Raw genomic sequence first — 11,753 nt, forward strand, 5'->3', positions numbered from 1 at the left:
ATGGTCGGTGTGAACGTCCCCGCCGTCCTGCGCACCCTGGCCCGGCTCAGTGCCGCCGAGCAGCCGCAGAAGGTCCAGCTCGACCTGTCCAAGGCGGCGGGCCTGCTGTGGTTCGGCGAGCACGAGCCGGCGTGGCGGGCGATCACGGCGACGCAGCACGACCAGGAGTGGACGCCCATCACCTGGACCGCGCCGAGACACGCCCGCGAGCAGGTGCAGCGCCTCGCCGCGTACGACGCGCTGCATCAGGAGGACCGGCTGCTGCGGGTGGGCTGGGCGTACCTGACCGGGCCGATGGAGATCGGCGGCCAGCGGCGGCGGGTGTGCCTGCCGTTGATCTCCCGGCCGGTGCGGCTGCACCGCGGGCTGGGGTTCACCTACGCCTTCCACGTCGCCGGTGACGCCGGCCTGTTCCCGCTGATCGACGACTGGGAGGTGGTCGCGGAACGCGAGGCGGCGCTCGCGCGGACCGAGGCGTGGATCGCCGAGACGGTGCGGCAGGCGGGGCTCGGGGACGTGCCGATCGTGCCCGGCGACCCCAACTCGCGGATCCACGGCCATGAGCTGGTCGTCGCGATGGGGTGCGGGCTCAACGCCGGTGAGCCCGTCGTGACCACCGAGCAGGGTTCGGCGCTGTACCGGTGGGCGGCCGCTGCCGGTGTCGACGACACCGCCCTGGCCGCCCTCTACGGTGCCGGTGAGCCCGCTGACGACCGGGACGAGCCGATCACCTCGGCGTTGCCGTTGAGCCACAGCCAGGAACGTGCCGTCGAGCACGCGCGCCGCGCCCGGATCACCGTGGTGGGCGGCCCGCCCGGCGCGGGCAAGACGCACACCCTGGCCGCGCTGGCGCTGGACGCGGTGGCGGCGGGACGGTCGGTGCTGCTCGCCAGCCGCACGCGCAACGCCGCCGACGTGCTCGGTGCCGCGCTGCGCCGTGCGGCCGGGCCGGTTCCGGTGCTGTTCGGTGACTCCGAGCTGCGGCAGCAGATGGCGCGCGAGCTGTCCGACGGGCTGTCCGCGCTGGCGAGACCGGACGAGCTCAAGGAGCTCGACCAGGCCCGGCGGGCCGCGGCCGCGGGGGTCGCACGGGTGGAGCGCGCGGTCACCGCCGCGTTGACCGATGAGCAGCTCGCGACGGAGGCACGACGGCATCAGGCCTTGATGGCCGGACATCGGTCGGTCGCGCCCCGTGCGTTCGACGCGGGCGTTGACTTCGTTGCGCTGCACGGGCTTCTGCGGCCTCGCACAGGGTTCCTCGGTGAACTGCGCACGGCGTGGGCGGTGAAGAAGGCGCGCAGGCTGACCGGTGCCGGTGAGGTGCCGGTGGAGGACCTCTCGGCCGCGGTCGTGGCCGCCGAGCAGACGGCCGCGGCGGTGCGGCTGGCGGCCGGTGGTGGCACGACGTTCGCCGAGCTGCGGCCGTTGCTGTCCGAACAGGACAGTGCGAGCCGGGCCGCGACCGCCGCGTGGCTCAGGGAGTTCGCGGTCAGCCGGCGCGGAGCGGGCGCGCGTCGCGCGGTGGCGGCACTGGCCAAGGCGCTGCGGTCGGGACGGGCGGCGCGCCGGCGCGGCCTGGCCGAGATCGACAGCGCGGACCTGGTGGCGGCGCTGCCGTTGTGGGTCGGCACGTTGTCCGACGTGGAGGACATCCTGCCCGCCGTGCCGGGCATGTTCGACCTCGTGATCATCGACGAGGCGAGCCACGTCGACCAGCCGCTCGCCGCCCCCGCGCTGCTGCGCGGCCGGTCCGCGGTGATCGGCGGCGATCCCCGGCAGCTGCGGCACGTGTCGTTCGTGAGCGACCAGGCCGTGCAGGCGGCCGTCGACGCCGAGGGCACCGGGGACCTGCGCGACCGGCTGGACGTGCCGAAGGTGAGCCTGTTCGACGCGGCCGCCGCGACCGCGGGCGTGCACTGGCTCGACGAGCACCACCGCTGCGCGCCGCACCTGATCGGCTTCGCGGCGCGGGAGTTCTACGACGGCAAGATCGCCCTGCTCACCACGCACCCGTCGATCGCGGACGTCGACTGCATCGACACCGAACGCGTCGCCAGCGAGCGGGACGCCAAGGGCGTCAACCAGGCCGAGATCGAGGCCGTGCTCGCCCACGTGCGCAAACGGGTCGCTGCGGGCGTGCGCTCCATCGGAGTGGTGACGCCGTTCCGCGCGCAGGCCGACGCCCTGGAGGGAGCGCTGCTGTACGACCTGACGCTGGACGAGATCACCACGGGTGGCGTGCGCGTCGGCACCGTGCACGGCGTGCAGGGCAGCGAGTTCGACGAGGTGGTGATCAGCCTCGCCGCCGACTCCAGGCCGGGCGGGTGGCGGTTCGTGAACGACCGCAACCTGCTCGCGGTGCTGACCACGCGGGCGCGCCGGCTGGTGCACGTGATCACGTCGGCCGCGCAGCCGCCCGGGCTGATCGGCGAGTACCTGAAGCACGCGGACGTGCCGCCCACCGAGACGGCCGGGATCGCGCCGTCCGATCCGTGGACCGCCCGGCTGGCGGAGGAGCTCGTGGCCGCCGGGGTGGCGGTGCGGACCGGCTATCCGGTGGGGCAGTGGCGGGTCGATCTGGTGGTGGGGGAGAAGGGCAGCGCGGTGGCGGTGGAGACGCGCCCGCACCCGGACGGGGCGCGGGCGCATCTGGCTCGCTGGCGTGCGCTCAGCCACGCGGGGTGGCGCGTGCACGACGCGTTCGGCAGCCGGTTCGACCACGATCCCGCCCGCGCGGCCGTCGAACTGGCCCAGGAACTCCGCCGCTGAGGGCACGCGGGGCGCTCCCGTACCACGTGTCAGTACGAAAGGTCCCCGCGTGCTGCTTGGCGGCGGGTGGGCGTGAGTGGCGGTGTCGTTGTCGGCTGGGGCACGTGGGGCGTGCGATCAGCGGCGGGTGGGCTGGTACAGCGGTTCCGGGGCGGCGGCCGCCGTGGGCAGGAACGGGTTCGGGTTCGCCGGGCACACCGTCCCGACCGGTGGCAACGTGCCGTTGAGCAGGTATGCGTTGGTGTGGTCGGCCGCGCACTTGCTCCGCCCGTACGCCGTGTGTCCCCAACCGGCGTAAGCGAGCAACCGGCTGCCTGCGAGCTGCCGGTTCACCGCCTGGGCGCCGCGGAAGTCCGTCACGCCGTCGAAGTGGTTGCCCACCACCAGAACCGGCGCGCTGGTGCGGGTGTGCCAGGGGCCGGTGTAGCGGTCGGTGTTGACCGGCCAGTTCGCGCAGGCTGCGTTGCCCCACCACCACGCCGGACCGAACTCCGATCCCGCGGCGGCGTAGCGGGCCGTTGAGCGGTAGGCCTCGAAGGAGCGCGGGAACTCGATGTCCGCGCACACGTTGCCGTTGTAGGCGTCGAACTCGTTGTCGTAATCCGGTTCCGCAGCAACTGAGGCTGCGGCCGACGCCTTCGACAACTGGTCGAACAGCGCGGCCGCGGACGGCCAGCCGTTCGGGTTGTACATGGCGCTGATCGCGGCGTTGACCACCGCGTCGTAGGTGTAGAGCCGGTCGCCGAGCTGGATCGGCTTGGCGCGGACCGAGGCCAGCAGCGCGTTCCAGCGCTTCTCCGACTGCGGGCCGAAGACGCACTTCGCCTCGTCGCAGTTGCGGAGGAACTCGCGGAACTCCTCCTTCGTCGCGATCCGGTCGGACTCGACCTGGTGCCCGCTCGACCACAGCTCCGGGTTCAGCACGCCGTCGACCACGAGCGCGCGGATGTTGTTCGGGAACAGGTTCGCGTAGGTGGCGCCCAGGAACGTGCCGTAGGAGAAGCCCAGGTACGAGATCTTGCGGTCACCCACCGCGCGGCGCAGCAGGTCCAGGTCGCGTGCCACGTCGGCGGTGCTCATGTGCCGGGCGATGGGCTGGTCGTCCAGGCACTCCGGGCCGAGCGAGCGGTACCTGTCGTAGAACGGCCGCTCCTGCGCCGCCTGGTACGGGAAGGCCGGCACGCCCTCGAAGAACTTGGCGAGGTCCGCCTCGCTGGCGAAGCAGTGCAGCGGGTCGGACCGGCCGATGCCGCGCGGGTCGAAGCCGACGACGTCGAACCGGCCCTGCAGGTTGGCGGACAGCCGGGCGCCCGCGCTGAACGCGAAGTCCACGCCGGAGCCGCCCGGTCCGCCGGGGTTGATGAACAGCGACCCGATCCGGTGCGCCTGGTCGGTCGCGGGCTTGCGGGCCAGCGCGATCGACGTGGTGGCGCCGTGCGGGTCGTCGTAGTCCAGTGGCACCCTCACCGAGGCGCAGTCGAAGCCGGGGCGGTCCGGTCCGCACGCCTGCCAGTCGATCCGCGGCACCCCGGTGCCGGCGAAGGCGGGTGTGGTGGTGACCGTGAGCGCGATCGTCGCCGCGAGCACGATGAAACGCATCGACAAGCTCCCCTCTTGTCCGCAGAGGGGCCTTTCCTACTCGCTCGCGGGCGGGCCGTCGACCTTCGAAAGTCGCCAAAACGGCGGTCAGTCCGGCCGGCGGTGCTTCTGGCGAACTCCCAGCCGGTCGGCGATCTGGTCGTGGATGGGGGTGCTCATCACGATCGGGTTCGGTGGTGGTGCCGGTGGTGTCGGTCCGGGAGTGTCCTGGGCTTCAGGCATGCCTGGAGCGTAGGCATGATCGTTGAGCGGACAAGCACGCTGATCAAGAAATCACACTCGCCGTACCCCATGAGGTGAATCCGGATCGGCCGATTTATACCGAGGGTGGGACTTCGTGCGTACTCGGTGACCACCTGTGGGTGTGCCGATCGGGGTACGCGGATTTGCGCGGCAACGTGGAATCTCATCGGACGGACTCAGCGTTTGCGTGATCTCGCCGTGATGCTGAACGATCGGGTTCAACGCCGGACGAACGTGGAGCGCGACGTGGCCAGTGGCAAGCCGGGCATCGCCAAACGGCAGCTCATCCTGCTCACCGGAAGGGCGCACCCGGAGCTCGCGGAGTCGGTGGCGAAGCACCTCGGGGTGGCGATCACGCCGCAGGCCGCCTACGACTTCGCGAACGGCGAGATCTTCGTGCGGTTCGAGGAGTCCGTGCGCGGCGCGGACGCGTTCGTCATGCAGAGCCACAGCGCGCCGATCAACGACTGGCTGATCGAGCAGCTGCTCATGGTCGACGCGCTCAAACGCGCCTCGGCCAAGCGCATCACCGCGGTCGTGCCGTCGTTCCCGTACGCGCGGCAGGACCGCAAGTACGCCGGACGTGAACCGATCTCGGCGCGGCTCGTCGCGAACATGTTCTCCACGGCCGGCGCGGACCGGATCGTCACCGTCGACCTGCACACCGCGCAGGCCCAGGGCTTCTTCGACGGCCCGGTCGACCACCTGCACGCGATGTGGCTGCTGACCGACCACGTCCGGGCGCGGTACGCGAGCGAGGACCTGACGATCGTCTCGCCGGACGCCGGACGCACCCGGCTCGCCGAGAAGTGGGCGGACCTGCTCGGCGGGTGCCCGATCGCGTTCATCCACAAGACGCGCGATCCGTTGCGCCCCAACGAGGTCATGGCCAACCGCGTCGTCGGCGACGTCGAGGGCCGCACGTGCGTCGTGGTCGACGACATGATCGACACGGCGATGACGAGCACGGGCGCGGCGCGGCAGCTGCTGGAGCAGGGCGCGAAGGACGTCGTCCTCGTGGCCACGCACGGTGTGCTGTCCGGTGACGCGTACGACCGGCTCATCGCCAGCAAGGCCCGCGAGGTCGTCCTCACCGACACCCTGCCGATCCCGCACGAGAAGCGGTTCCCCGGCCTGACCGTGCTGAGCATCGCCCCGCTGCTGGCGCGGGCGATCCAGGAGGTCTTCGAGGACGGCTCGGTCACGAGCCTGTTCGACGGGAACGCCTGACCGGGAAGCGGAGCGGGCCGGTCCGTGTTGCCATGAGACATGGACAACGAGCAGCGTGGCCGGGTCAGGGTCGAGCACTCGGCGAAGCGGGTCCGCGCGTACTTCGGCGGCGAACTGGTCGTGGACACGACCACGCCGCGACTGGTCTGGGAGATCCCGTACTACCCGGCCTACTACCTGCCGCTCTCCTCGGTCCGCGCCGAGCTGAAGCCGACGGGGGAGACCAGGCACTCGCCGAGCAGGGGTGAGGGCCTGGTCCACGACGTCGTCACGCCCGGCGGCACCGCCGAGGGCGCGGCGCTGGTCTACCAGGACTCGCCGATCGAGGAGCTGCGGGACCTCGTGCGGTTCGAGTTCGCGGCGATGGACGAGTGGCTCGAAGAGGACGAGCCGATCTACGTGCACCCGCGTGACCCGTACAAGCGCGTTGACGTCCTGGCCAGCTCGCGGCACGTGCGCGTGGCGCTGGACGGGGTGACGCTGGCGGCGTCGGCGCAGCCGCGGATCCTGTTCGAGACCGGGCTTCCGCCGCGCTACTACCTGCCGTTGAGCGACGTCCGGTTCGATCTGCTCAGGCCGTCGGACACGCAGACGCACTGTCCGTACAAGGGCACCGCCACGTACTGGTCGGTCGAGGTCGGCGGGAAGGTCCACGACGACATCGTGTGGATCTACCGGGCGCCGCTGCCGGAGAGCCAGAAGGTCGCGGGTCTCGCGTGCTTCTACAGCGAACGGGTCGACCTGTTCGTCGACGGCGAGCTCCAGGAGAGGCCGAAGACGCCCTGGTCGTAGCGCTGCACTTCACACTCTGCAAACTTGCAGAGACTGCAAAACGATCGTGTACGCTCTCCCTGTGAACCAGCCGGGGGAGAGCCTTCGCGACCGCAAGAAGCGCCGCACGCGTGCCGCGCTCGAACGCGCGACCGTGCGCCTCGCCGCCGAGAGGGGCTACGACCAGGTCACCGTGGAGGAGATCGCCGCCGAGGCCGACGTCTCGGTGCGCACCTTCTTCAACTACTTCGCGTCCAAGGACGAGGCGCTGATCGGCGCGGACCCCGAGGCGGGGCCGCGCATGGCCGAACGCGTCCTGGCCGCGGCCGACGGGGTCACGCCGTTCGAGGCCTACCGGTCCTCGGTGCTCGCCGAGATCACCGACGAGCTGGACAGCGCCCGCGACCTGTGGCTGCTGCGCCGAGAGGTCCTGATGCAGCGGCCGGACCTGCTGGTCCGCGCGTTCGCCACCAGCGCGGAGTCCGAGCAGCTGCTCGCGAGGGCGGTGGCGGCACGGGCCGGGCTGCCCGAGTCGCACCTGTACCCGCGGCTGCTCGTCGCCGCGGGCAGTGCCGCGTTCCGCTGCGCGGTGACGCGATGGGCGCTCGACGACAACGTCACGTTGGGCGACCTCGTGGGTGAAGCGCTCGACCTGTTCGGCACCGGACTGGCTCACGTGCCGTCGCACCACGACCAAGGGGGAACGCCTTGAGCACCGAAACCGATGCTCCGACACCGGTCCACAGCAAACGCGAAGTCACGCAGGCGATGTCGGGTCTCATGCTCGGCCTGTTCGTCGCGATCCTCGCGGGCACCGTCGTCTCGAACGCGCTGCCGCGCATCGTGGCCGAGCTGAAGGGCTCGCAGTCGATCTTCGCGTGGATCGTCACCACCGAGCTGCTCGCGATGACAGCGACCGTGCCGTTGTGGGGCAAGCTCGCCGACCTCTACAGCCGCAAGCTGCTGATCCAGGCGTCGCTGGGCCTGTTCGTCGCCGGTTCCCTGATCGCGGGCTTCTCGCAGAACGTCGAGATGCTCATCGTCAGCCGCGTGGTGCAGGGCCTGGGCGCCGGTGGCGTCACGGCACTCGCGACGATCGTGATGGCCGCGATGATCCCGCCGCGCGAGCTCGGCCGCTACTCCGGCCTGTTCGGTGCCGTGTTCGGGGTCGGCACCGTGGCCGGCCCGCTGATCGGCGGCGTGCTCGTCGACACCTCGTGGCTCGGCTGGCGCTGGTGCTTCTTCATCGGGATCCCGTTCTCGCTGGCCGCGATCTGGCTGCTGCAGCGCACGTTGCACCTGCCGGTCGTGCGCAAGGAGGACACGAAGATCGACTTCCTGGGCGCGTTCCTGATCGTGTCCGGGGTCTCGACGCTGCTGATCTGGTCTTCGCTGGCCGGTGACAAGTTCGATTGGTGGTCGGGCTGGACCGCGGGCCTGGTGGCGCTGGGCGTCCTGCTGCTCGTGGCCGCCGTGCGCGTCGAAGCCACCGCGCACGACCCGATCGTGCCGCTGTCGATCTTCCGCAACCGGACCGTGGCGCTGACGATCGTCGCCAGCGCCCTGGTGGGCGTCGCGATGTTCGGCAGCACGGTGTTCCTGTCGCAGTACTTCCAGCTCTCGCTCGGCAAGACGCCGACGCAGGCCGGTCTGCTGGGACTGCCGGTGATCCTCGGCATGCTCATCTCGTCGACCGTCGCCGGTCAGCTGATCACGAAGTACGGCAGGTGGAAGGCCTACCTGGTCTCCGGCGGCGTGGTCATGGTCGGCGGCATGCTGCTGCTGTCCACGATCACCGCTCAGTCGACGGTGTTGGCGCTGTCGGCGGACATGTTCGTGCTCGGTGTCGGCGTGGGTCTGCTGATGCAGAACCTGGTGCTGGTGGCGCAGAACGACGTGCCGGCCCGCGACCTCGGCGCCACCACGTCGGCGCTGACGTTCTTCCGCTCGCTGGGCGGTGCGATCGGTGTGTCGGCGCTGGGCGCGGTGCTGGCGAGCAAGGTCTCGTCGCTGGCCGCCGAGAAGTTCGGTCCGATGGGCGGCTCCGGTGAGGCGAAGGTGCCGGACCTCTCAGTGCTGCCGCCCGAGGTCAAGGCCGTGATCGCCGACATCTACGCGACCGCCACCTCCGAGCTCTTCCTCGTCGGCGCGCCGTTCGCGGCACTGGCGTTGCTCGCCGTGCTGTTCATCAAGGAGAAGCCGCTCAAGGAGCAGAGCGGTGACGACCGGCTGGCCGCGGAGATGGCCGCGGGACACTGATGCCCGGGACGGACCCCTGACTTTCGTCGGGGGTCCGCCCTGTCTTCCGGGCCGGGTTTCTCCAGCCGGCGCTGCATACGTTGCGTGGCATGACAATCTGGGGTGCGGCTCTCACGCTGCTGGTGTCCACCTACCTGGGGCAGGCGTCGGTTCCCGGGGTCGCGGTGGCGATCACGAAGGACGACCAGGTGATCTCGGTCCAGGGGTTCGGGCACGACTCGGCCGGCGCGCCGATCACCGAACACTCGAAGATGGCGATCGCGTCGGTCAGCAAGTCGTTCACGGCGCTGGCGGTCCGGCAGCTCGCCGACGCCGGGCGCATCGACCTGGACCGGCCGGTGTTCGACTCGCGCGTCACGCCACGTCAGCTGCTCGCCCACAAGTCGGGCATCAGCGACCGGACGCTGCCGGAGAAGAGCCTGCCGCAGCCCTCCTCGCCCGCGGAGGCGGTCGAACGGGCGCGGGAGGTCCTGCGCTCGGCCGTGCCCGACGGGCAGTACCGGTACACCAACACGAACTACCACCTGGCCGCGCGGCTGGTCGAGCTGGCGTCGGGCGACGAGTTCAACTCCTACCTGAAGAAGCACGTCTTCGAGCCGTTGGGCATGACCGAGACGGCCGCGATCTCCGTGACGCCGCGCGACCTGCCGGCGGACTACCGGCGCGGACACGGGTACGCGTACGGGTTCTCGGTCGCGCTGCCCGAGCCGGAGCGGTTCGTCGGCGGTTCCGACGGGGTGATCACCACGGCCGCGGACATGGGGAAGTGGCTGGCGGCGCAGAAGAAGCTGTCGCCGGTGGACGGGATGGGCTGGGCGGCCGACGCGCAGGGACGGTTGCGGCACAACGGGATCTGGTTCACCAGCACGGCCGGGCAGCTGCTGACGCCGTCCGGCCACGGCATCGCGGTCATGTCCAACAGCGGGTTCACGCTCGGCCACGAGGGCACCTACGAGCTGGAGAACGGCATCGCGGACGTCCTCGACGGCAAGACCGCCGAGCTTTCGTCGTACCGGTTGCCGATCGACCTCGTGCTGGCGGCCTTGACTGTGTTGTCGGTGGTGCTCGGTGTGCGTGCGTTGCGACGGCCGCGCAAGCACCACAAGGCGTGGCAGGTGCTCAGGTTCGTGCCGCTCGGTGTGCTGCTGGCGTTGCCCTCGTTGCTGGGCATGCTCTACGGCGGTGGGCGGGACATCACGTTCCACCAGCTGATGTACTACTCGCTGCCGCTTGTGGTGTGGTTGGGCGTGTCGAGTGCGGTCAACATCGGTGTGGCGGTGTCGAGGTGGCGGTGATCAGGATCCTGGCGCTCGCGGCGTGCGTCGCCGTCGCGTTCGCGGTGTCGTTCCACATGGAGCACAACGTGCCACCGTGGACGGTCGCGGTGTGCGTCGTCCTGTTCGTGGCCGCGTTCCTGCTCGGCCGCCGGATGGCACCCGGCTGGCCGATGATCTTCTTCCTCGCCGCGGGTCTCATCTCGCTCGTGCCGCTCGTGGTGGTGGGGCTGTCGGTGGCGCTGCCGTGGTTCCTCGGCCGGGTCGCGCATCAGCAGGCCGCGTTGGCCGCGGCGGGGGTCGAAGCCGCGCACCTGCGGGAACGCACGCGGATCGCGCACGAGGTGCACGACACGCTGGGCCACGAGCTGAGCCTGATCGCGTTGCAGGCGGGCGCGCTGGAGATGACCCTGCCCGCCGAGCACCAGGCGACCGCCGCTGCGCTGCGGAGGGCGGCGGCCGATGCCACGGAACGGTTGGCGGACCTCGTGTTCCTGCTGCGCGACGGCGATCCGGTCCCGGTGGTGGACCTGCGCGAGCTCGTGGACCGCGCGGTGGCGTCGGGGTTGCCGGTCTCGTGCACAGTGGAGGGACGTGTTCCGTCCACTGTGGAGCGAACCGTGCACCGGATCGTCCAGGAGGCGCTGACGAACGCCGCCAAGCACGCGCCGAAGTCCCAGGTGGTGCTGAAGATCACCACGGCGGACGCCACGACGGTGGTGGAGGCGAGCAACGACCTGGGCCTGCGCCGCGGCGCGGGCAGCCGCCTGGGCCTGATCGCGCTGCGCGAACGGGTGCGGCTCGCGGGCGGTACGCTGCGCACCAGCCGCGACGACGGCCGGTTCGAACTGGTGGCCACGCTGCCGCACACGGGGGAGTCGTGATCCGCGTTCTGCTCGCCGACGACGAGGCGATGGTGCGCGCTGGGGTGCGCGCCATCCTCGGCTCCGACCCGGCCCTGTCGGTCGTGGCGGAGGCGGGTGACGGTCGCGAGGCCGTCGATCTCGCGTTGAAGCACCGGCCGGACGTGGTGCTGCTGGACATCCGGATGCCCCGCCTCGACGGCCTCGCGGCGGCGCGCGAGCTGGCCCGCCTGGGCTTCGGCGTGGCGATGCTGACGACGTTCAACGACGACGGCTACCTCGAAGAGGCCCTGGACGGCGGCGCCCGCGGGTTCCTGCTGAAGTCGGGCGACCCGCGCGAGCTGATCGCGGGCGTGCACGCGCTGGCGTCCGGCGGCGCCTACCTGGCACCCAAGGTGGCCGCGCGGATGATCACGCGGTTCCGCGGTGGCCGGGTCAGCCAGGCGCGGTCCCGGGTCGGGGCGCTGACCGCGCGGGAGCGGGACGTGCTGGCGTTGCTCGGCGAGGGCCTGTCGAACGCGCAGATCGCGCGGCGGCTGGACCTGGTGGAGGGCACGGTGAAGGGGCACGTGAGCGCCATTCTGAGCCGGCTCGGGGCGGAGAACCGGGTGCAGGCGGCGATCGTGGCGCACGAGGCGGGGTTGGTCGGGAGCTAGGAGCCGGCGCGCCCGACGTCGATGAAGGGAACCTTCCTCCACCTGGGGTGGAGGAAGGTTCCCTTCATCGAGCACTTGGCGCGCTGCGG

The 11,753-nt window shown here is 71.1% G+C and carries 10 protein-coding genes; 8 read left to right on the forward strand and 2 right to left on the reverse strand.

The genetic code is table 11. The annotated features are described in order from the left end of the window. The first annotated feature begins 9 nt into the window (after positions 1 to 9). Positions 10 to 2,769: an AAA domain-containing protein gene (locus tag ACWEIJ_RS14005; protein WP_449837535.1), complete on the forward strand. Its 2,760-nt coding sequence runs from the start codon at positions 10 to 12 to the stop codon at positions 2,767 to 2,769. Positions 2,770 to 2,886: 117 nt separating this feature from the next. On the opposite strand, the gene ACWEIJ_RS14010 is transcribed toward ACWEIJ_RS14005, so the two are convergent. Then, a complete protein-coding gene (locus ACWEIJ_RS14010) occupies positions 2,887 to 4,368 on the reverse strand; it encodes an alpha/beta hydrolase (protein ID WP_449837536.1) in 1,482 nt (493 codons plus the stop codon). An 87-nt stretch (positions 4,369 to 4,455) separates the two neighbouring features. Continuing rightward, positions 4,456 to 4,590 (reverse strand): hypothetical protein, encoded by a 135-nt coding sequence (locus tag ACWEIJ_RS14015; RefSeq protein WP_449837537.1) that lies wholly within the window; start codon positions 4,588 to 4,590, stop codon positions 4,456 to 4,458. 267 nt (positions 4,591 to 4,857) lie between these two features. Here ACWEIJ_RS14015 and ACWEIJ_RS14020 point away from each other — a divergent pair, with 267 nt between their 5' ends. The 7 genes from ACWEIJ_RS14020 to ACWEIJ_RS14050 all read left to right on the forward strand — a co-directional run bounded on the left by ACWEIJ_RS14020 (position 4,858) and on the right by ACWEIJ_RS14050 (position 11,664). Continuing rightward, positions 4,858 to 5,841 (forward strand): ribose-phosphate diphosphokinase, encoded by a 984-nt coding sequence (locus ACWEIJ_RS14020; protein WP_449837538.1) that lies wholly within the window; start codon positions 4,858 to 4,860, stop codon positions 5,839 to 5,841. A gap of 39 nt (positions 5,842 to 5,880) precedes the next feature. Then, positions 5,881 to 6,633 carry a DUF427 domain-containing protein gene (locus ACWEIJ_RS14025; RefSeq protein WP_449837539.1) on the forward strand — a complete coding sequence of 251 codons (753 nt, stop codon included), beginning with the start codon at positions 5,881 to 5,883 and terminating at the stop codon, positions 6,631 to 6,633. A gap of 61 nt (positions 6,634 to 6,694) precedes the next feature. Further along, positions 6,695 to 7,324: a TetR/AcrR family transcriptional regulator gene (locus ACWEIJ_RS14030; protein ID WP_449837540.1), complete on the forward strand. Its 630-nt coding sequence runs from the start codon at positions 6,695 to 6,697 to the stop codon at positions 7,322 to 7,324. A 56-nt stretch (positions 7,325 to 7,380) separates the two neighbouring features. Next, on the forward strand, positions 7,381 to 8,871 hold the full coding sequence (locus ACWEIJ_RS14035) for an MDR family MFS transporter (protein ID WP_449837771.1): 1,491 nt from the start codon (positions 7,381 to 7,383) through the stop codon (positions 8,869 to 8,871). 89 nt (positions 8,872 to 8,960) lie between these two features. After that, a complete protein-coding gene (locus ACWEIJ_RS14040) occupies positions 8,961 to 10,166 on the forward strand; it encodes a serine hydrolase domain-containing protein (protein WP_449837541.1) in 1,206 nt (401 codons plus the stop codon). After that, the gene (locus ACWEIJ_RS14045) at positions 10,163 to 11,029 is read left to right on the forward strand and encodes a sensor histidine kinase (protein WP_449837542.1); all 867 of its coding nucleotides are present in this window, start codon (positions 10,163 to 10,165) and stop codon (positions 11,027 to 11,029) included. The genes ACWEIJ_RS14040 and ACWEIJ_RS14045 overlap by 4 nt, the downstream gene beginning before the upstream one ends. After that, entirely contained in the window at positions 11,026 to 11,664 is a 639-nt protein-coding gene (locus ACWEIJ_RS14050) for a response regulator (protein ID WP_449837543.1), read from the forward strand. The genes ACWEIJ_RS14045 and ACWEIJ_RS14050 overlap by 4 nt, the downstream gene beginning before the upstream one ends. Positions 11,665 to 11,753: the final 89 nt, after the last annotated feature.

The organism is Lentzea sp. NPDC004789, from assembly GCF_053601075.1.